Consider the following 20934-nt stretch of genomic DNA (forward strand, 5'->3'; position numbering starts at 1 on the left):
ATCCGGCCGCGTGACCGAGAGGGGAACGACCATGGGACGACCCGTGCTGGTGACAGGGGCGACGGGCAACACCGGACGGCATGTGGTGGCCGGGTTGCTGACCGAGGGCGTGCCCGTGCGCGCCCTGGTGCGCCGTGAGGACCACGGCCTGCCGGACGGGGTGGACGTGGTGATCGGGGACGTCACCGATCCGGGGTCGGTGGCGGACGCGGCTCGGGGCGCCCGCGCCGCCTACCTGGTGTGGCCCCGCTTGACCGCCGACGGAGCGGGTCCGGTGGTGGAGGCCCTGGGCCGGCACGTGGACCGGATCGTGCACCTGTCCGCCGATGGCGCCGACGCGGACGACCCGGAGGACCGGGGTGTGTGGGGCGCCGTCGAGGACGCCGTTCGCGAATCCGGGGCCGAGGGGACGTTCCTCCGGGTGACCGGCCTGGCGACGAACACACTGATCTGGCGGGACCGGGTGCGCACCGGTGTGGTCCGGGCGGTGCACGGGGAGGCCCGTCGTTCCCTGGTGCACGAACGCGACGTGGCCGCCGTGGCGGTACGGGCGCTGGTCGACGACGGACACGCGGGGCGCGCCCACCTGATGACCGGCCCCGCGTCGGTGAGCCAGACCGATCAGGTGCGGATCCTCGGCGAGGCGATCGGTGTCGACGCGCGCTGGGAGGAGCAGCCGGAGGAGGAGGCGCGGGAGGAGCTCACCGCCGTGTTCGGCGATCCGGGGTTCGCGCACGCGGCCGTGGCGCACTGGGCGGAGATGATCGAGCGGCCCGAGGCGGTCTCGCGGGACGTCGAGCGGGTGCTCGGACGCCCCGCGCTGACCTTCGAGGAGTGGGCGCGCGACCACGCCGACGACTTCCGGTAGCGCGCGCCCCGGCGGGTGATCAGCAGCGGCCGAGGTCGGACCACGGCCCCCAGACCGCGTCGGGGTCGGGCGGGCTGTCCCGGTTCCACCAACGGGCCTCGTATTCGCGCCCCCGGTGGCTCACGCGGTCCCCGGCGTCATAGGTGGTGCCGGGGCCCCAGGACGGAGCGGAACAGGAATCCCCTTGTCCGCCACCGCCGCCACCGGAACCTCCCCCGCCGTGGCCGTCGTCGCGGCCGTCGTCCCGATCGTCATCGCCGGACTCGTCGACCTGTTCGTCGGACGGGGTCTCCGAGGGGGACTCGGAGGGTTCCTCTTCCTCTTCCTCTTCCTCCTCCTCTTCCTCTTCCTCCGCCTCGGGGTCGGGGCCGAGCGAGAGGGTCACCGTGACCCGACCCTCTTCGGGCAGGATCGACCCGGGTTCGGGGTCCTGGCCGCTGACATCGCCGTCTTGGACGGTCTCGTGGTACTCCTCGACGGTCACCGGGGTGAGCCCGACCTCGACGAGGGTGTCGGCGGCCTCGTCGCCGGTCATGCCGTCCAGGGAGGGGACGATGATCCCCTCGCTGACGTGGACGACGACCTCCTCCTCGCGGTCGCCCTCGGCCCCCGGCTCGGGTTCGGTGGCCAGGACCGTGCCGGGCAACCGCTCGGACGAATGCTCCTGCACGACCTCGATGCGGGTGAACCCGGCCTCGCGCAGGGTGTCGCGGGCCTCGTTCTCGTTACCGTCGATCACGTCCGGGACCGGGGCGAACCTGGGGCCGATGGACAGCGACAGCAGGACCTCGTCGCCGGAGGAGACGACGCTGCCCGGACCGGGATCGCTCCCGGCGATCCCACCGGGGTCGATGGTGTCGTGGTAGTCGTCCCGGTAGCCGATCGCCAGGTTCAGGCCGAGGGCCTCCAAGCGCGCCTCGGCCTCGTCGGCGGTGACGCCCGTGACGTCGGGCAGGGTCGCCTCCGCCTCGGCCGGGACCAGCGCCCACCCGGCCGCGAACAGGGCGACGACCAGCACCCCGGCGCCGACCAGGACCGGGACGCGCCGCCAGAAGGGGACCCGGTCGGGTGCGATGACGGCGACGGTGCCCGCGGACGGGACCGCGAGGGCGTTCGACACGGCGATCGGGATGGGTCGGGTGTCGTCGGCCCCGGACCGGGCCGACGAGCGGTCCAGGGCCCGCAGCACCTGTTCGACCAGGGTGAGGTACTGGCCGGCGTCGCGGGGGCGGTAGCGGGGGTTGGGGTCGGTCGCGTTGGCGACCAGCATGTCCAGGTCGGGGGTCAGGGCTTCGACCACCGCCGAAGGGCGCAGCGGGCGCGCGTCGTCGTAGGCGACGCGTTCGCCGGTGATGAGCATGTACAGGAGCAGGCCCACCGCGCGCACGTCGGTCCGGGTGTCGGGGCCCTCGTCCTCGGCGTCGTCGAAGAGCAGCGGGAAACCGGTGAGGCGGGCGCCGCCCTGGCCGTCGACGACGACCCGTTCGGGGATGAGTCCGCCGTGGACGAGTCCCTGGGCGTGGGCGGCGTCGAGCGCGGCCAGCACGGAGGCCACGATCTTCAACGCGGCGTGGGGGGCGTAGCGCAGACCGCCGCCGCCCAGGGCGTGCCCGAGGGTCTCACCCGGGAGGTACTCGTTGACCGCGTAGACGCGGTCGCCGTCGCGGCCGTGACCGAGGAAACGGGCCAGGTCGGGGTGGGAGACGGCGCCCAGGTTCTGGGCACGCCCCTCGAAGGCGTGCACCGCGGCCTGGTCCCCGACCAGCCATGAGTGCATGACGGTGACCACGACGGTGTGCTCGGTGGCGCGATCGTGGGCCAGGTAGGCGCTCCCCGAGGCGTCACTGCGAAGGCGTTCACCGAGGACGTAGCGTTCGTCCAGAACGATGCCGGAGTGGGGATCGGGGGTGGGGGTCTCCATGAGTCGGAATTGTACGGGCCGAAACCCGGGTTTTCTGTCTTCAATGGGGCCGAATGAGGCCGGCGAACCGCGGTTCCCATGGGTTCCGAAGCGGTAATGTCGGCCCCGTTCCCCCTTCTTTCCCCGGGTATTGCGAGGCCGCCGTGCGAACCCCACCGACCGGAAGCATCGAGGATCGCGCCGTGGGCGCCCTGGTGGGCGCCGCGTGCGGGGACGCGCTGGGCGTGCCCTACGAGTTCGGACCGCCCCTGCCGGAGCGACGGGTACCGGAGATGATCGGCGGCGGGCTGGGCCCGTACGCGCCGGGGGAGTACTCCGACGACACCCAGATGGCCGTGTGCATCGCCCACGCCGTGCGCGACCACGACGATCCGCTGTCGGCCGAGGCGTTGCGACGGACCGCCGACGGTTTCCTGGAGTGGGCGAACGGCGGGGCCTCCGACATCGGCAACCAGACCCGCGACGTGATGCGGGGCGCCGGGCACGCCTTCCGGCGGCCGGAGGTCGCCGAGGTGATGACGGCCTACTCCGCCGGCCTGTTCGCGCAGGGGGTGCCGAGCGCGGGCAACGGGTCCCTGATGCGCACCGGACCGTTGGCGCTGGCCTACCCGCACGACCCCGAGGGGCTGGCCCGGGCCGCCGACGCCTACAGCCGCTTGACGCACGCGGATCCGCTGGCGTCGGAGGCCTGCGTGCTGTGGTGCGAGGGGGTGCGCCGGGCCGTGCTGGACGGGACCCTGGACGGGGTCCGCGACGGGCTGGAACTGTTGCCCGCCGACGCCCGGGGACGGTGGAAGACCTGGCTGGACGAGGCGGAGGGGGCGCCGCCGCGCACGTTCGAGAACAACGGGTTCGTGGTGAGCGCGCTCCAGGCGGCGTGGTCGGCGGTCACCCGGCACCCGGAGGGGTTCGTGGCCGCCGTACACGCCGCCGTGCGCGCGGGCAACGACACCGACACGGTGGCGGCGATCGCGGGGGCCCTGGCGGGCGCCCGCTGGGGGGTGTCGGGGATCCCCGCGGGGCACCTGGAGGCGGTGCACGGGTGGCCGGGATACCGGGCGGACGATCTGGCCGGACTGGCCCTGGACATCGTGCGACGGCACTCGGTTCCCTAGGTCGGACGGCGAAGAGCAGAGAAGAGGAGCGTGTCGATGTCCGTAACGTTGAACTGGGCGAACGCCGACGAGCAGCCGCGGTTGATGGCCGATCCGGTCCGCGAGGCGGTCCGAGGACTGTCGGAGGTCCGGGTCGCGCCGATCGATCCGGAGCTGGCCGACACCGCGGCGTTCTGCGCCCACTACGGGATGACGCTGGAGACCAGCGCGAACTGCGTGGTGGTGGCCGCCAAGCGGGGCGGTGAGGTGACCTACGCGGCGTGCATGGTCCTGGCCACCGACCGGGCGGACGTCAACGGTGTGGTGCGTCGCCACCTGGGGGCGCGCAAGACGTCGTTCGCGGCCATGGCCGAGGCGACCGGGTCGACGGGGATGGAGTACGGGGGGATCACCCCGTTCGGGCTGCCGGAGGGGTGGCCGATCCTGGTGGACGAGGCGGTGGCGGCCACCCCGAACGTGGTGGTGGGCAGCGGTCTGCGCCGGTCGAAGCTGTGGGTGCCGGGCAAGCTGGTGGCGTCCCTGCCGGGCGCGGAGGTCATCGCCCTGGCCCAGCGCTGACCCCGCGCCGGATCCGGACCGGGAGAGCGGTCAGGCCTTGTCGGTCTTGCGTCGCTTGGGCGTGGCCTTGGCACCGAACCGGGGGTCGACCAGGATCGAGCCGAACGCGATGACGACGCCCGTCGTCATCAGCGCCCAAGCCCAGGGGACGTGCTGGGAGCGGATCTCGGTGCACCCGTCGTCCTCGTTGGGGTACCGGGCGAAGGAGGACGCGCAGTCGATGCCCCGGTGGTTGACGGGGACCGAGCCGAGGGCGAGTCCGCCCAAGGCGAGCGCGAGTCCGATGACCACGAGGATCTTCGTCACGTGGGCCATGGTCTCTCCCGGAGATGCGGTCGGCTTGGGAGGCACACGGTAACAACAGGCCCGCTCGTCCCGGCAGGGGAGGGGCGTTGTCTCGTCCACAGGCTGTGGACGAGACCACGCCATGCGCGACCACCCGGGCCGGGGCCGGTCCTCGACCTCCGCCGCCCGGGCCGACTCCACCGGCACCGCGTAGTGGTCGACCCTCGGGGGTCGCACCCCTTCGGGCTGCTCCGTATCCGATTCCACCGTGACGATCCCGTGGTGGAGCGGTATGCCCGTGTCGGCGTCGTGGCACAGGGCGAGGAACCGCGCGCACTCCCCCGGGGTCTGCGCCGTCACCGGTGCGCACCGGTCTCCCTTCGTGTCCCCTCGCCTCCCTTCCGCTCTTCCGCCGCGTGTCCCTGGTTCGTCCCGCCCCTCCTCGATGTGTCGACAAGGTGCCCTCTCCACATGTCCACATGTCCACATGGTGGGAAAACGCAGGTGGACACGGGTTCCGAGCCTCGCGCACTATTTACTGAACGATCGGTCTGTAATACTGTGCGGGAAGACCCACAGCCCGAGGAGAGGACCGTCAGGTGTCCGAAGTACTGGAGAGCTACGCACTGGGATCGTGGTTCACCCCCACCGACGAGGGCGAGCCCCTCGCCGACGCGAACACCGGCGAGACCGTCGCCCGCCTGTCGCAGAACGGCCCCGACATCTCCGCCATGGTCGAGTACGCCCGCGGCGTCGGCGGCCCGGCGATCCGCGCGCTCACCTTCCACCAGCGCGCGAACCTGCTCAAGGCCCTCGCGCAGCACCTCATGGGCCACAAGGACGAGTTCTACGCCCTCTCGTACCGGACCGGCGCGACCAAGCGCGACAGCGCCGTCGACATCGACGGCGGCTTCGGCACCCTTTTCGGCTTCTCCAGCAAGGGCCGCCGCGAACTCCCCAACTCAACGGTCATCCTCGACGGTCCCCTGGAGCGGCTGAGCCGCGAGGGCACCTTCGTGGGTCAGCACGTGTACACCTCCCGCCCCGGCGTGGCGGTGCAGATCAACGCGTTCAACTTCCCCGTGTGGGGCATGCTCGAAAAGCTCGCCCCCGCCTTCATCGCCGGCCTGCCGAGCATCGTCAAGCCCGCGGCCCAGACCGCCTACCTGACCGAGGCCGTGGTCCGCCGGATCATCGAGTCGGGGATCCTCCCCGAGGGCTCCCTCCAGCTCCTCGTCGCCGGTCATCGCGGCCTGCTCGACGACCTCGGCGCCCAGGACATCGTGGGATTCACCGGTTCGGCCGCCACCGGCGCGATCCTGCGCAACCACCCGAACGTGGTGAGCGGCGGCGCGCAACTGAACGTCGAGGCCGACTCCCTCAACTGCTCGATCCTGGGCCCCGACGTCACCGTCGAGGACCCGGAGTTCGATCTGTACGTCAAGCAGGTCGTCACGGAGATGACCGTCAAGGCGGGCCAGAAGTGCACCGCCATCCGCCGCGTCATCGTCCCCGAGACCATGGCCGACGCCGTGATCGAGGCGATCACCGGCCGCCTGGCCAAGGTCGTGGTGGGTGCCGCCGATCACCCCGAGACCCGCATGGGCGCCCTGGTCTCCCTCGCCCAGCGCGACGAGGTCCGCAAGGCGGTCAAGGCCCTGCGCACCTCCGGTGAACTCGTCTACGGCGACCCCGAGCACGTCGAGGTCGTGGGCGCCGACGCCGGGTCCGGCGCGTTCATGTCGCCGATCCTGCTGCGCGCCGAGCCGGGCGCGCGGGAGCCGCACGAGGTGGAGGCGTTCGGTCCGGTCAGCACCGTCATCACCTACGGCTCGGTGTCCGAGGCGATCGAACTGGCCGCGCGCGGTCGGGGATCCCTGGTGGGCTCCCTGGTCACGAACGACGCCGACGTCGCCCGCGAGGTCGTGCTGGGCGTCGCCCCGTGGCACGGCCGCGTCCTGGTCCTGAACCGGGACGACGCCAAGGAGTCCACCGGCCACGGTTCGCCGCTGCCCGTCCTGGTGCACGGCGGTCCGGGGCGCGCCGGCGGCGGCGAGGAGATGGGCGGTGTGCGCGGCGTCAAGCACCACATGCAGCGCACCGCGGTCCAGGCCTCGCCGGACATGCTCACCGCGATCACCGGCCACTGGACCACGGGGTCGAAGCGGAACACGGACGACGTCCACCCCTTCCGCAAGAACCTCGCCGAGCTTCGGATCGGCGACACCATCGAGTCGGCCGAGCGCGTCGTGACCCGCGCCGACATCGACCACTTCGCCGAGTTCACCGGTGACACCTTCTACGCCCACACCGACGAGGAGGCCGCGGCCGCCAACCCGCTGTTCGGCGGGATCGTGGCGCACGGCTACCTGGTGGTGTCGTTGGCCGCGGGCCTGTTCGTCGACCCGGCACCGGGCCCGGTGCTGGCCAACTTCGGTGTCGACCACCTGCGCTTCCTCACCCCGGTGAAGGAGGACGCGGTCATCAAGGTGACGCTGACCGCCAAGCAGATCACCCCGCGCACCAACGCCGAGTACGGCGAGGTGCGCTGGGACGCCGTGGTCACCGACCAGGACGGCGAGGCCGTCGCCACCTACGACGTCCTCACCCTGGTCGCCAAGGGCGACGAGCGGGCATAGCCGCCCCGTCGACGCACCGGCGCCCCTCGGCCTCACGCCGAGGGGCGCCCGTCGTGTTCAGGGCCGGGAGGCCGGGAGTGCGCCCGGGGGCGGCCGCCCCGACCGCTCCCGGGAGGCGTCTTGTGCCGTGGTGGTCATGGCGTCATGCTCGAACCCTCACACGTATGTGAGGGCCAACGAGATGTCACGTGAGGTGGGACACATGCGGATCGGAGAGCTCTCCGAGCTGACCGACACCCCGCGCCGATCGCTGCGCTACTACGAGGAGCGGGGCCTCATCCTGCCCGCTCGCGGGCAGAACGGCTACCGGGACTACGACGAGGCCACGGTGGACCGGGTCCTCCAGATCCGGGGGCTGCTCGACGCCGGACTGCCCACACGGATCATCGAACAGATCCTGCCGTGTCTGGACAAGCCCCGGTCGATCCACTTCCCCGACGCCACCCCGGAGATGATCGCGACCCTGCGCGGGGAGATCGACCGTATGGACCGGCGCATCCGCTGCCTGGAGCAGAACCGCCGGGCCGTGGCCGAGTACCTGGAGGAGGTCCTCGTCCACGAGTCCCGGGCGGCCCCGGCCGTCTGAGGCCCGCGCGCACGAGGGCGCCCCGGAGGGTGCCGACTCCCTCCGGGGCGCTGTTCCGGATCCCCGCCTACAGGCGGGCGATGGCCCCGGCGGGGTCCTCGATGGCGTCGGCGACGATCCGCATGAACCCGGCCGCCGCTCCGCCGTCGCACACCCGGTGGTCGAAGGCGAACGACAACTGGGTGATCTTGCGGACGGTCAGCTCACCGTCGACCACCCAGGGACGGTCGATGATCCGGCCGATGCCGAGGATGGCCACCTGCGGGTGGTTGATGATCGCGGCGCTGCCGTCGACCCGCAGGGAACCGTAGTTGTTGAGGGTGAACGTGCCGCCGGTCATCTCGACCGGGGTCGCCTTACCCGCGCGGGCGGCGGCGGTGAGCCGCTTGACCTCGGTGTCCAGCTCGGCGGTGGTGAGCCGGTGCGCGCCCAGGACGGCCGGGGCGACCAGGCCCCGGTCGGTCTGCACGGCCAGGCCCAGATTGATCCCGTCGTACTGGACGAGTTCGCCGCGTTCGGCGTCCACCAGACCGTTGAGCTCGGGGAAGGCGCGCAACCCCGCCACGGTGAACCGGGCGACGTAGGACAGCAGTCCCGGCCCCTCGGGGCGGGCGGCGCGCAGGCGGACGAGTTCGGTGGCGTCGACGTCCACCCACACGGTGGCCTCGGGGATCTCACTGCGGCTGCGCGAGAGGGCGGCGGCGACGCTCTTGCGGAACCCGCTCATCGGCACACGGGCGGACTCGGCCAGCCCGGTGCGCGGGTCGACCGCGCCGGCGGCGATCGGTGCCGGGACGGCGGGCACCTCGGTCTCGGGCGCCGCGGACGGAGCCGGGGCCTTGTCCGCCTCGATGGCGGCGACCACGTCACGGCGGGTGATGAGCCCGCCCGGACCGCTGCCCCGAAGGTCGGCGACGCGCAGTCCCGCCTGGCGGGCCATCTGACGGACCAGCGGAGAGGTCACCAGCGGCACCCGACGCACGGGCGCGTCCGGGACCGCAGGGGAGACCGGGGCGGGGGCGGGGCGGGCGCCCTTGCGACGGCGGCGCCGACCGCCGTCACCCGTCTCCGGGGTGCCGTAGCCGATGAGGACGTTGCCCGATCCGGTGCCCGCGCGCTCCTCCTCCCGGTAGCGTTCGCCGTCCGCCGACGCCGGGGCGGCGGGCGTCACCGACTCCACGACGGCGTCGTCGGCGACGCTGATCAGCGGACCGCCGACGGCGAGCACCTCTCCCTCGGCACCGTGCAGTTCGTGGACCACGCCGGCGTAGGGGGTGGGCACCTCCACGATCGACTTCGCGGTCTCCACCTCGGCGACCGGCTGGTCGACGGTCACGGTGTCGCCGACGGCGACCAGCCACTTGACCACCTCGGCCTCGGTGAGGCCCTCGCCCAGGTCGGGCAGTTCGAAGACGTGGATCGTCACTGGTCGTCCTCCCACTGAAGGTCGTCCACCGCGTCGAGGACCCGGTCGACGCTCGGCAGCTGGTGGCGCTCCAGCTTCGGCGGCGGGAACGGGATGTCGAACCCGGTGACCCGGCGGACCGGGGCCGCCAGGGAGTGGAAGCAGCGCTCGGTGACCCGGGCGGCGATCTCCGAGGCCACGCTCGCGAACCCGGAGGCCTCGGCGATCACGACGGCCCGGCCGGTGGAACGCACCGCCGCGCACACGGTCTCGTCGTCGAACGGCACGAGGGAGCGCACGTCCACGACCTGGAGGCTGCGGCCCTCCTGCGCGGCGGCCTCGGCGGCCTCCAGCGCGGTGGGCACGGAGGGCCCGTAGGCGATGAGGGTGGCGTCGGTGCCGGGACGGCACACCACGGCGGTGCCGATGCCCGGACGCGACGCGGCGGGGTCGAACTCCTCCTTGGCCCAGTAGAGCTTCTTGGGCTCCATGAACACGACGGGGTCGTCGGAGGCGATGGCGTCGCGCAGCAGGTGGTAGGCGTCGACCGGGGTGGCGGGGGTGACGACCTTCAGGCCGGGGGTGTGGGCGTAGTACGCCTCGGAGGAGTCACAGTGGTGCTCGACGCCGCCGATGCCGCCCGCGTAGGGGACGCGGATGACGATGGGCATCGCGACCCGGCCCCTGGTGCGGTTCCGGAGCTTGGCGACGTGACTGACGATCTGCTCGAACGCCGGGTAGGCGAAGGCGTCGAACTGCATCTCGATGACGGGGCGCATCCCGTTCATCGCCATGCCGACGGCCAGACCGGCGATGCCGGCCTCGGCGAGCGGCGTGTCGAAACAGCGGTCCTCGCCGAATTCGGCGGTGAGGCCGTCGGTGATGCGGAAGACACCGCCGAGGGGGCCGACGTCCTCACCGAAGACGTACACGGTGTCGTCCTCGGCCATGGCGTCGCGCAGCGCCCGGTTGAGCGCCTGGGCCATGGTGAGTTTGGTGGTATCGGTCGCCATGGGTCAGTCGCTCTCTCTGCTCAGCTCGTCGGCCAGGAAGGCGGCCTGCTCCTTCAGCTGCGGGGTCGGCTCGGCGTACACGTGGGCGAACAGCTCGGAGGGGTGGGGGTCCGTGTCGCGGGAGATGCCCTCGCGCATGGCGGCGGCGACGGCCTCGGCCCGCTCGGTGATCTCCGTCTGACGGGCCTTGGTGAGCACGCGCTTGCGCTTGAGGAGGGCCTCCATGCGGGCGAGCGGGTCGCGCGCGACCCACGGGTCGACCTCGTCGGGGCTGCGGTAGCGGGTGTCGTCGTCGGCGTTGGTGTGCGCCTGCATCCGGTAGGTGTGCGCCTCGACCAGTTGGGGGCCCTCCCCGGCGCGGGCGGCGGCGACGGCCCGGCCGAGGACGGCCAGGACGGCGGCGGTGTCGTTGCCGTCGACGCGTTCGCCGTTGACGCCGTAGCCGACGCCCTTGTGGGCGAGGGAGGGGGCGGCGGTCTGGCGGGCCAGGGGGACCGAGATGGCGTACTCGTTGTTCTGGACGAAGAACACGACGGGCGCCTTGAAGACGGCGGCGAAGTTGAGCGCCTCGTGGAAGTCGCCCTCGCTGGTGGCGCCGTCGCCGCACATGGCCATGACCACGGTGTCCTCGCCGCGCAGGCGGGCGGCGTGGGCGACGCCGACGGCGTGCGGCAGCTGGGTGGCGAGCGGGGTGGCCTGCGGGGCGACCTTGTGCCCGTAGGGGTCGTAACCGGCGTGCCAGTCGCCCTTGAGGAGGGTGAGGACCTCGACGGGGTCGACGCCGCGGGTGACCACGGAGACGCTGTCCCGGTAGGTGGGGAACAGCCAGTCGTTCTCGCCGAGGACGAGCGCGGCCCCGACCTGGCAGGCCTCCTGGCCGTGCGAGGAGGGGTAGACGGCCAGCCGGCCCTGGCGCACGAGGGCGCCGGCCTGGTCGTTGACGCGACGGCCGATCACCAGGGCGGTGTAGGCGGCGAGAAGACGTTCGTTGTCGGGGAGGGGAAGAGCCGGGTCGGCGACCGGCCTCCCCGACTCGTCGAGCAGCTGCACCGGCTGCTCGGAGGGGAGCAGGTCCCGGTCGTCGGCCATGCCTCTGCCTCCATAGGTCGGATGTGTCGAAGATGACGTGTACAGACATATGGTGAGGTTTGTGGCCATATGTTCGCCACAGGCGCGCCGAAATCAAGAAAACGTCGTTGAAGAGCCGGCTTTTCGTGGCCGATCGTCTGGATATGTGACCCGGAACACCACCCCGTGTGGACAGGTGGTCGACACCCTCCGTGACCCTTCGGCGTCACTCCCGACCTGCCCGAACGCCGAGCCCTCGAAGCACCGTGATCGACCCCGCCCCAACATGCGCCGGGTCCGTTGCCGGGAGTGGCACGAGGGGGACGAGGCGCCGCGCGGACCGGAGGGCGCGGAGCGCCCCCGGTGGGCCGGCGCGAAGCCCGAAAGCGCACGCCGGTGCGGATCGGGCCCCGGTCCGCACCGGCGTCCGGTCAGGCCGGTGTGATGCCCTCGACGATCCGCAGGACCTCCTCGGGGTCGCCCTCCGCCGTCATGTCGTCGCTCGCCCACTGCTCCTCCCAGTAGTCGTCGTCGACGTAGGAGAGGTGGACGATCACGCCGGGCTCCGGGGAGAAGAGCGCGACGGAGCCGTTGTAGTGGCCGTCGCCGTCCGGCAGCTCCCGGACACCGCCGTCGGAGAACTCCTCCTCCAATCGGATGTCGGTGGCCTCCAGGTAGGCCTCGACATCGGTGAAGTCGTCCCGCCTCAGCACGGAGACGTACAACGAGGAGACGGCGACGGCCTCGCGCTCGGCCAGGACCACGCCGTAGTCGTCGACCAGGTGATGCACCTCGATGCTGTCGGCCAGCCACGCGCGTTCGACCTCGTGGATGTCGGGGGCGACAAAGCCGTTCTCGGCGAGCCAGACCGTGTGGTCCAGGTCGTAGGGGGTGCCCTCGACGTCGTCGGGCAGGTGACCGATCTCGTAGCCGTTCAGGTCCCCCTCGGCCGGGTGGTGGCCCTGCGCCTCCAGGAACGGTGCGGCCTCTTCCAGCGACATGTGCTCGGAGGGGGCCTCGCCGTTCGGCCCGAGCGGGGGGAGGCCGGTCTCGGTGGGGGCGGCCGCTCCGACGGGGGAGGCCTCGGATCCGTTCTGGCAGGCCGTGGTGGCGAGGGCCAGAAGGCCGAGGACACCGAATGCGAGTGAGCGCGTTCTCTTCGTCATGCGCTCATCCTGGCCGGGGCCGAAGGCCGGCGGATGAGTACCGACACTCATCTCGGCCGCGGTACCGGTTCGGACGGCGCCACCGGTCGATCACGGCGGTGTGCCGCCCTCCGCGCCGTCGGGCGGGTGATCGTTCTCGCCGTCGTTCGGGTCCCCTCGGCCGGGTGGTGGCCCCGCGCACGCGGGCACGGCGCGGCCTTCCCGGGGCCGGCGCTCGGAGGCCCCCGCCGTTCGGCCCGAGCGGTCCTCCGGGCCGGCACCGTCACGGGGCGTCCGGGCGCAACCGCTCCACCAGCCACGGCGGCGTGTTCGTGAAGTCCCGGGGGAAGTAGCGGGCGTCGAGGGCGTGATCGAACGCGCGCGGCGGCATGGAGAAGGCGGGTTCGCCGTCCCGGTCGTAGGCGACGCGCCACCCGGAGGTGCGACCCACGACGACGTCCACCGTGAACCAGGCGCCCCGCCCTTCGACGTAGGTGGCCGAGCGCAGCGCCTCCATGGCGGCGCGTACGCCTTCGGGCAGGGGGAGGTCGTGGTCGCCGTCGGCGCGGGTGGCGACGAGTTCACCGCCCGCGTATCCCACCAGGGCCCGGTAGGTCAGCCGCAACCGGGACCAGTCCAGGTTCCGGGCCGGGAAGCGCATCCGGTCGGCGATCTCGTCGATGAGGGCGACCCTGCGCTCCAGGGTGATCCGCAGTGGCGGCACGCTCGGTCGCCCGGGCGGGCCCGGCCGGGGCGGGGCGTACGCGGTACGTTCGGACAGCAGCCCCGCCCAGTCGGGCCGCCAGGCGGGGGGGCGGCGCCGCATCTCCTCCCGGAGCACGGCCGTGTCCTCGGGACCGCCGGTGGGATGGGCGAAACCGAGTTCGCGGATCCCCTCGTCGACGGGGCCCGGCAGCCAGGCGGGCCAGTGGTCGTAGGCGCGTTCCAGGACGACGTCGTCACGGGTGATGTTGAGGCGGGCGAAGAGCCAGCGGCCGCGTTCGGGGTCCTCCTCGTCCACGCGCAGGCCCTCCAGGATCGCGTGCGCGCCGGGACCGGTGGCGATCGGGACCAGGTCGTCGTGGACCAGGCCGTGGGGGTGGGGCGCGCGGTAGACGAGGACCCGCCGGTCGGCCTCGCCGAGCAGGTGCTCCCGGGCCAGTGCGGAGACCTCGGCGAGGGCCTTCTCGGCACGGCCGCGCGGGGTGGCGGTGGCGGCCAGTGCGGTGACGGGGTCCCCGCGTCCGGGTAGTTCCCCGGCCGCGCGCATGGCGTCGCCGATGAGCAGGGACAGGCTGCGGCGGCCGATGACGGGGTGGTCTCCGCCCACCGGTCGGGAGCGGCCGGACGGGAGCGTCTCGGGCTCCTGCTCACCCGTGAGCCCGAGACGGCGGGCGATGGCCATGCCCGCCGCGACGTCGACGTCGGGGCGGGCGGAGTACCCGAGGACCACTGCGAGGATCCCGGTGTCCAGGGAGCGCTGCTCCGCCTGGGCCGCGAGGTCGGCGACGGTCGTACGGGCGGACCCGACGTCGTCCGCGTTCAGGGCGGTGAGGGCCACCCATTCGGTGAAGCGGTCCAGGTCGGCGCACCAGCCGACGGTGGCGGCCAGGCCGTCGTCCTCCCAGTCGTCGGGGTAGTCGGCACGGGACCACCCGTCGTCCCACCAGTAGACGAAGTCCGGCCGGGGGAGTTCGGCGAGCCACTCCCGGGGGAGCCCGTCGGGCGCTCCGCCGAAGGGGTCGATCGGCCGGTCCCGCCCCTGGGCGGCCGCACTGTCCCGGTCCTCGCCGATGAGGAGGAACCGGCCGTCGGACACGCGGGCCAGGCAGAAGCGGGAACCCAGGATCAGGGAGAAGTGGACCGCGCCGCGCTCGGGCACGCAGTGGGGCAGTCCGAGGCCGGCGCAGATCGCCGCGTACGCACCGGCCCGGGACCAGAGGATCTCGGGATGGGGCAGGTCGGAGGGCGATCCTGGCAGGTGGAACACCGTGGTGCCTTTCCAGAGGGAGCGGTCTCCGGAATCATGCCCCACGACGCGCGGGCCGACCCCGCATTCCGAGCCCGTGTCCCGATCGGGGTTTCACGTGAAACATCGATCGGGCGACGTGGCGTGGTGTCGACATGCCCGTTCACCGACAGGTGGATCAGTCGGCGAACGCCGGACGGTCGATGAGTCGGGACAACTCCACCCGGGAGCGGATGCCGAGCTTGGAGTAGATGTTGCGCAGGTGGTGATCGACGGTGCGGGTACTGAGGAACATCCGCGCCGCGACCTCCCGGTTGGTGGCCCCGTCCGCGACGTGACGGGCGATGCGCAGCTGTTGCGGGCTCAGGTCGGACAGGCGCGTCTCCACACCGCTCACGGCCCCGCCCGCCGCGCGCAGTTCGGCGGCGGCCTGAGCGGCCCAGGGCGCGGCGCCCAGGCGCTCGAAGATCTCCCGGGCCTCGGTGAGGTGCTCACGGGCCGACCCCGGGTGGCGCGACCGGCGCAGCCGGGTGCCCAGGAGCAGCCGGGTGCGGGCCTGCTCGAAGTCGCAGTAGCCGGAGGTGTGCAGTTCCAGGGCCCGGAACAGGTCCTCCTGGGCCCGGTCTCCGTCGGCGAGCAGTCCCCGGCAACGCGCCACGAGGGCGCGGGCGGTGTCGTTGTCGGTGGCCTCCGCCCAGGCGTGGAGTGTGGCGACACCGGCGTCGACACGCGCGTCCAGGCCGCCGCGCACGGCGGCCTCCACCAGGTGCGGGGTGAGGAGCAGCCGCACCGCCGCGTGGCTCCGTCCGGGGCCGGAGCGGGTCAGGGCGCGCAGCCGCACGGCGGCCTCACGGGCCCGGCCGGCACCCAGGTCGAGCAGGGCCAGCGCCCAGGACGCCAGTGCCGCGGGCAGGCCGACGTCGTGCGCCTCGGCGGTGGCCAGGGCGGCTCCCGCCAGCCCCCGACAGGTCTCCTCCTCTCCCCGGATGGCCGCGACGAACGCCAACGCCGCCCGGTGGTGGCCGGCGCAGTTCTCCTGCCCGGTGGCCAGGGCGGTGCGCAACCCCTCGGTGGCGCTCTCCTCCGCCAGGGACAGGCGGCCGAACCAGAGTTCGGCGTAGGTGAGGAACTCCAGGGCCTGGGGGACGAGGGCGGCGGCCCCGGTGCGGCGGGCGATGAGGACGGCCCGGCCGGCGAGGGCCCTGGTCCGGATGTGATCGCCGCACAGCAGCCCGGAGATGACGCCGAGGACGAGCACGTCGGGTTCGCCCAGGTGGTCGGCCGCGACCTGGACCCGGCGCAGGGCGTCGACCCCTTGGGCGTGGCGTCCTCGGAAGATCGCGGACTTGCCCGCCATGTAGTCGAGGAGGACGCGGTCACGAGGGGAGTCGGCCCGCTCCGCGAGGGCTCGGGCGCGGGCCGCCGTGGCGAAGTAGCGGTCGTGGTCGCCGGCCAGGCAGCCGGCCTCCCCGGCGTGGTGGAAGAGTTCGAGGGCGCGTGAGGGGTCGTGGTCGGCCAGGCGTTCGGCGGCGGCGGAGAGACGGTGGAAGGCGTCGATGGCCACGCCGGCGCGCAGGTCCATCTGGGCGGCGAAGGGGTCGGCGACGTCGCCCGCCCGGTGGGCGTCCCGTCGGGCCCGCCGGTGGTCGCCGGCGAGCCAGGCGTGCCGGGCGGCCATCAGGAAACGGTCCTCGCGGATCTTCGCGCCGATCCGGTCCTCGGCGGTCGCGGGACCGCGGCCTTCGCGGACGGTGCCGTCGGTCGTGGGGCTCCTCCCGCCGATCGCTGGACTCCGGCCCTCGCGGACGGTGCCGCCGGTCGTGGTGACGGGTTCGGCGGCGCGCCCGGAGGGCCGTGCGGCCACGGACCCGGCCTCGCGCACGGTTCCGGCGGACCGGGATCCGCTCGGCGCAGCGGTGGTGGGGGTGAGCTCGGCGGCGCGCTCCCACAGGAGTGCGGCGGTGGCGTGCTCGGTGGTGTTCCGGGCGATCGCGGTGAGTTCGGCGGCCAGGACGGGGTCGGTGCCCGCGACGGCCGCGGCCCGGTGCCGGGCGGCGACGGCCGGGAGGTCGGCGTACAGGTCGGCCAGGGCCCGGTGGGCGGCGTGGCGTTCGCCGAGGGGGGAGCGGTGATAGCAGGCGGTGCGGACCAGGGGGTGCGCCGGCACGGGGCGTCCGGCCTCGTGGCGGACCAGTCCGGCGGCCACCGCGGGTTCGAGGTCCCCGGGCTCCAGGCCGGCGCCTTCGGCCCGGTCGTGATGCTCGGCGGTCTCGTCGAGGACCATGAGGAGCAGTCGGTGCCGGGTGTCGGCGGGCAGGGAGCGCAGGAGTCGCGCGCAGGTGTCGGTGAGGGGCCCGTGGGAACGGGGCGGCTCGCCCAAGGGCGCGTCACCGCACGCCTGTCCCGGGGTGAGCGCGTCGGCGAGTTCTCCGGCGGCCCGGGGGTTGCCCCGGGCGGCGGCGACCAGGTCGGCGCGGACCCCGGCGGCGAGCGGGTGCGGGGCCCGCTCGTCGAGGAGGCCGGAGAGGACCCGGTCGGGCAGGGGGGACAGGGCCAGTCGGACGGGGCCGGCCAGATCGCCGAGGACGTCGGCGTCGGCGGTGAGCAGGGTCGCGACGCCTTCCACGGAGAACCGGCGGGCGGCGAACGCGACGGCCTGCCGGGAGGACCTGTCCATGAGGTGGAGGTCGTCGACGCACACCAGCAGGGGGTGTTCGGCGGCGGCCTCGGTGAGCAGGGCCAGCGCGGCGGCCGCCAGCGGGAAGGGCCGGTCGTCCCGTCCCAGGCACAGGGCCTCGTCCAAGACCTCGCGTTGGGCGGCGGGCAGCCGTGGCAGATAGGGGAGCACGGTGCGCAGGAGTTGGTGCAGACCGGCGTGGGCCAGGTCGCTCTCCTCCGGAACCGCTCGGGCGTAGAGGACGGTGAGGTCGGCGGCCTCGGTGACGGCGTGGGCCAGCAGGGTGCTCTTCCCCGAGCCGGGCCCACCGGTCACGAGGAGGGCGTCACTGCGCCCGGACCGGGCCGCGTGGAGCAGACGGCGCACGGCGGCGAGTTCGCGCTCACGTCCGGACGGGGCGGTGACAGTGGGGGGCACTCTGGTCACGCATAAAAAGTTACCCACGAGTTAAGAAGAAGTAAAGGGACCGGCGATTCAGCCGATGCGCGCACAGTGACCCGTGCCACACACTCGCTCCAGATCCCCCCGCAGATCCGGAGCCCCCATGAAGCGTCTGATCGCCGTCCTGAGCGGCCTCGTCCTGGCCGTCGTCCTCTCCTTCGCCCAGGCCGCGCCCGCCGCGGCAGCCCCCCAGACCCCCGTGATCTTCATCCACGGTTTCGCCGGCAAGGGTGAGCAGTGGTCGACCATGCGCGGCAGCCTGGTCTCCTCCGGCTACCCGCAGGACCGACTGCACGTCTTCTCCTACGACTGGGCCCGTTCCAACAAGACCATCGCCGGGCAGCTCGCCTCCTACGTGGACGGGGTCCGCGCCCAGCACGGGGTCGACAAGGTCCACCTGGTCTCCCACTCCATGGGCGGCCTGTCCTCCCGCTGGTACATCAAGAACCTGGGCGGCGCGCAGAAGGTCGACCGGTGGATCTCCATCGGCGGTCCCAACAACGGGACGAACGTCGCCGGCCTGTGCCCGTCGCTCATCACCCCGTGCAAGGAGATGCGGCACGGGTCGTCGTTCCTGAACGAGCTCAACTCCGGGAACCCCACCCCGGGCCCGACGGTCTACACGACCTTCCGGTCGCCGTGCGACGTCGTCATCTCCCCGACGTCCAGCACCTCCCTGTCCGGCGCGAACAACATCCGGACCGGCTGCCTGGAGCACATCTCGATGATGTGGAGCTCCGAGGTCATCTCGGGCGTGCGCGGCACCATCACCTGACCCCCTCCCCATCCCCCGCTCGGGCGGGTCGGCGCTCCTCCCTCGCCGACCCGCCCCTTCCGCGTTCCCGGGATCAGGTGTGCTCGTCCTCGGGGACGTCCGAGGAGATCGACAGGTCGCGGAACACGGCCCGGAACCCCTCCCGCTCGGGCGAGCAGCACATGACACCGGCCAGGCAGGTCTCGCCCAGCGGCAGATGGGCCAGGCGCAGCAGCCGCCAGGTGCCCCACCCGTCCAGGTACTGGACGTTGACGGCCTCACCGGTGCGGATGACGCGGATCGTCAGATCGGGGAACGCGCCGCCGCGCCGGGGGAGGGAGACCACGGACCAGTCGGAGTGGCCCCGGGTCACCACGGAGCTGACGTTGAGCCCGCCGCCGACGAACTCGGTCCCCGTCTTGATCCAGTTCTCCTCGTCGGCCCGCAGCATGAGCCCGGCCTGGTCGTACTGCTTCCCGTAGTCGCCGTTGAAGGTCGCCTGGAGGACGAAGTCGCCGCTGACCTCCGTGTACAGGAAGTGACCGTCGTCATGGACGAACCCGTAGTGGGTGTGCCGCCAGAAGTCCTTGCCGTCGGCGGTGACCACGGTGAGGGATCCGTCGTCCTCCACCCGCCAGGACGGGGGTTCGTTCAGCCAGGTCATGTCGGTGAACACGGTGTCACCTCTCGTTCGCGGAGCCGCTGGGGGTCGGGCCATGAGAGCGCTCCCACGGCCGTCGACACGACCCTATGTCGACAAGGCGGCGGGGCGACAGGGCGACAGGGCGGTACGGCGACGAGTCGCCGTACCGCCCTCGGTGGGAACGGGGGTCAGGAGGCCTTGCGGGCCTCGCCGACGCCCTCGGCGTGCAGGTCCACGCCCATGTTCTCCTTGACCAGGGAGACGCCGATGAACGAGATCACCGCGGCGCCCACGATGTAGGCGCCGATCGTCCAGGACATGCCGGTGTTCTCCAGCAGGAGCTGGGCGATCATCGGGGCGAAGGCACCGCCGAGGATCGCGCCCAGGGCGTAGCCGATGGAGACGCCGGAGTAGCGGATCTCGGCCGGGAACATCTCCGCGTACAGCGCCGACTGGGGGCCGTAGCTCAGCCCCAGGGTCAGGCAGAAGACGAAGACGCCCGCGAAGTAGAACAGGATGTTGGCGGTGTCGATCATGAGCCACATCGGCACGGCCCACACGGCGAGCAGGACGAAGCCGATCTGGAAGGTGCGCACCCGGCCCCAGCGGTCGCTGACCCAGCCGCCGTACAGGGTCGAGATGAGCCAGCCGAAGGAGGCCAGGGTGGTGGCCAGGAGGACCGGGCCGCGCTCCATTCCCAGGGCGGTCGAGGCGTAGGTGGCGACGAAGGCGATGACGAGGTAGCCGGCCGCGTTGTTGGCGAGGAAGATCAGCGCGGCGAGCACGACCTCCTTGGTGTTGTTGCGGAACAGCGAGCCCAGCGGGGCGGAGGACTCGGCGCGGCGCTCCTGCATCTGCTTGAAGACCGGGGACTCCTCCACGGACTTGCGGATGAGGTGGCCGACGATGATCAGCAGGAAGGACAGCAGGAACGGGATGCGCCAGCCCCATTCGAGGAAGGCGTCCGGGCCGATGACGGTGGTGATGAGCCACACGACGAAGGTCGCGAGGATCATGCCGCAGGGCACGCCGATCTGCGGGTAGGCGCCGAAGAAACCGCGCTTGTCCACCGGCGCGTGCTCCACCGACATGAGGGCGGCGCCGCCCCACTCACCGCCCGCGGAGAAGCCCTGGAGGATGCGCAGGATGATGAGGAGGACCGGGGCGGCCACGCCGATCTGGGCGTAGGTGGGCAGCAGACCGATCAGGCAGGTCGCGACGCCCATCAGGACGAGGGTGGCGACCAGGACCTTCTTACGGCCGATCTTGTCGCCGAGGTGCCCGGCGACGATCGCGCCGAGGGGGCGGAAGAGGAACGAGATGCCGATGGTCGCGAAGGACAGCACCTGGGCCAGGCCGGGGTTGGACTCGGCCATGGGCGCGAGGAACAGGGGCGCGAGGACCAGACCCGCGGCCTGCGCGTAGATGAAGAAGTCGTACCACTCGATGGTGGTGCCGACCATGGTCCCGGCGAGGACCTTGCGCCGTTCCTTGGTGTCCAGGGGGGCGGACCCCGAGGCCGTGGCGTCGGATGTTGCCATTGCTGCTCCGTAATGTCTGCCGACCGGGGAGTCGGTCACGTCAGGGCCCGTGCCCCGCGCCCGAAGGACGCGAATCGGCACAGGACGGATGCGCCGACAGAGAGGTCACGAGCCCCAGGACACTATGCCATGTGATCTACGGCATTTTGAATACCTGTGCAGACTTATCCCTGATCAGACCACATGAACTGACCGAACGGTCGGTGAGTATACGAACACCGTCAGGCAGGCGTCGCAGGTGCGGCGGCTCGTGGGGCGGCCCGGCCGACGGCACGGAAGGAAGGGCCGAGGACGCGGAGGAGGGCC

The 20934-nt window shown here is 72.5% G+C and carries 16 protein-coding genes; 6 read left to right on the top strand and 10 right to left on the bottom strand.

The window, feature by feature from the left end:
* Window positions 1–31 precede the first annotated feature (31 nt).
* A complete protein-coding gene (locus PWG71_RS18460) occupies window positions 32–868 on the top strand; it encodes an SDR family oxidoreductase (RefSeq protein WP_274811075.1) in 837 nt (278 codons plus the stop codon).
* A gap of 19 nt (window positions 869–887) precedes the next feature.
* Here PWG71_RS18460 and PWG71_RS18465 read toward each other — a convergent pair whose 3' ends face one another.
* Window positions 888–2789: a PASTA domain-containing protein gene (locus PWG71_RS18465; protein WP_274811076.1), complete on the bottom strand. Its 1902-nt coding sequence runs from the start codon at window positions 2787–2789 to the stop codon at window positions 888–890.
* Window positions 2790–2971: 182 nt separating this feature from the next.
* Here PWG71_RS18465 and PWG71_RS18470 point away from each other — a divergent pair, with 182 nt between their 5' ends.
* Window positions 2972–3904, top strand: a complete 933-nt coding sequence (locus PWG71_RS18470) for an ADP-ribosylglycohydrolase family protein (protein ID WP_274811077.1) — start codon at window positions 2972–2974, stop codon at window positions 3902–3904.
* 36 nt (window positions 3905–3940) lie between these two features.
* Window positions 3941–4462 carry a YbaK/EbsC family protein gene (locus PWG71_RS18475; protein WP_274811078.1) on the top strand — a complete coding sequence of 174 codons (522 nt, stop codon included), beginning with the start codon at window positions 3941–3943 and terminating at the stop codon, window positions 4460–4462.
* A 30-nt stretch (window positions 4463–4492) separates the two neighbouring features.
* Here PWG71_RS18475 and PWG71_RS18480 read toward each other — a convergent pair whose 3' ends face one another.
* A complete protein-coding gene (locus PWG71_RS18480; protein ID WP_274811079.1) occupies window positions 4493–4768 on the bottom strand; it encodes a hypothetical protein in 276 nt (91 codons plus the stop codon).
* Between the two features lie 578 nt (window positions 4769–5346).
* Here PWG71_RS18480 and paaZ point away from each other — a divergent pair.
* Both paaZ and PWG71_RS18490 read left to right on the top strand, forming a co-directional pair.
* Complete coding sequence (paaZ, locus tag PWG71_RS18485; RefSeq protein WP_274811080.1) at window positions 5347–7386, top strand: phenylacetic acid degradation bifunctional protein PaaZ; 2040 nt, start codon at window positions 5347–5349, stop codon at window positions 7384–7386.
* 202 nt (window positions 7387–7588) lie between these two features.
* Complete coding sequence (locus PWG71_RS18490; RefSeq protein ID WP_274811081.1) at window positions 7589–7972, top strand: MerR family transcriptional regulator; 384 nt, start codon at window positions 7589–7591, stop codon at window positions 7970–7972.
* 67 nt (window positions 7973–8039) lie between these two features.
* Here PWG71_RS18490 and PWG71_RS18495 read toward each other — a convergent pair whose 3' ends face one another.
* The 6 genes from PWG71_RS18495 to PWG71_RS18520 all read right to left on the bottom strand — a co-directional run bounded on the left by PWG71_RS18495 (window position 8040) and on the right by PWG71_RS18520 (window position 17675).
* Window positions 8040–9398: a dihydrolipoamide acetyltransferase family protein gene (locus PWG71_RS18495; RefSeq protein ID WP_274811082.1), complete on the bottom strand. Its 1359-nt coding sequence runs from the start codon at window positions 9396–9398 to the stop codon at window positions 8040–8042.
* Window positions 9395–10390 (bottom strand): alpha-ketoacid dehydrogenase subunit beta, encoded by a 996-nt coding sequence (locus PWG71_RS18500; RefSeq protein ID WP_274811083.1) that lies wholly within the window; start codon window positions 10388–10390, stop codon window positions 9395–9397. Before PWG71_RS18500 ends, PWG71_RS18495 begins: the two co-directional genes overlap by 4 nt.
* A 3-nt stretch (window positions 10391–10393) precedes the next feature.
* Window positions 10394–11479: a pyruvate dehydrogenase (acetyl-transferring) E1 component subunit alpha gene (gene pdhA / locus PWG71_RS18505; protein WP_274811084.1), complete on the bottom strand. Its 1086-nt coding sequence runs from the start codon at window positions 11477–11479 to the stop codon at window positions 10394–10396.
* 410 nt (window positions 11480–11889) lie between these two features.
* Window positions 11890–12624 carry a hypothetical protein gene (locus tag PWG71_RS18510; protein WP_274811085.1) on the bottom strand — a complete coding sequence of 245 codons (735 nt, stop codon included), beginning with the start codon at window positions 12622–12624 and terminating at the stop codon, window positions 11890–11892.
* 262 nt (window positions 12625–12886) lie between these two features.
* Window positions 12887–14593, bottom strand: a complete 1707-nt coding sequence (locus PWG71_RS18515) for a hypothetical protein (RefSeq protein WP_274811086.1) — start codon at window positions 14591–14593, stop codon at window positions 12887–12889.
* Between the two features lie 157 nt (window positions 14594–14750).
* Window positions 14751–17675 carry a helix-turn-helix transcriptional regulator gene (locus tag PWG71_RS18520; RefSeq protein WP_274811087.1) on the bottom strand — a complete coding sequence of 975 codons (2925 nt, stop codon included), beginning with the start codon at window positions 17673–17675 and terminating at the stop codon, window positions 14751–14753.
* 118 nt (window positions 17676–17793) lie between these two features.
* Here PWG71_RS18520 and PWG71_RS18525 point away from each other — a divergent pair, with 118 nt between their 5' ends.
* Window positions 17794–18465: an esterase/lipase family protein gene (locus tag PWG71_RS18525; protein WP_274811088.1), complete on the top strand. Its 672-nt coding sequence runs from the start codon at window positions 17794–17796 to the stop codon at window positions 18463–18465.
* A gap of 73 nt (window positions 18466–18538) precedes the next feature.
* On the opposite strand, the gene PWG71_RS18530 is transcribed toward PWG71_RS18525, so the two are convergent.
* Window positions 18539–19120 carry a DUF1349 domain-containing protein gene (locus PWG71_RS18530; RefSeq protein ID WP_274811089.1) on the bottom strand — a complete coding sequence of 194 codons (582 nt, stop codon included), beginning with the start codon at window positions 19118–19120 and terminating at the stop codon, window positions 18539–18541.
* Between the two features lie 155 nt (window positions 19121–19275).
* Window positions 19276–20628: an MFS transporter gene (locus PWG71_RS18535; protein WP_274811090.1), complete on the bottom strand. Its 1353-nt coding sequence runs from the start codon at window positions 20626–20628 to the stop codon at window positions 19276–19278.
* Window positions 20629–20934: the final 306 nt, after the last annotated feature.

Source organism: Nocardiopsis sp. N85, from assembly GCF_028882275.1.
Taxonomy (GTDB): domain Bacteria; phylum Actinomycetota; class Actinomycetes; order Streptosporangiales; family Streptosporangiaceae; genus Nocardiopsis; species Nocardiopsis lambiniae.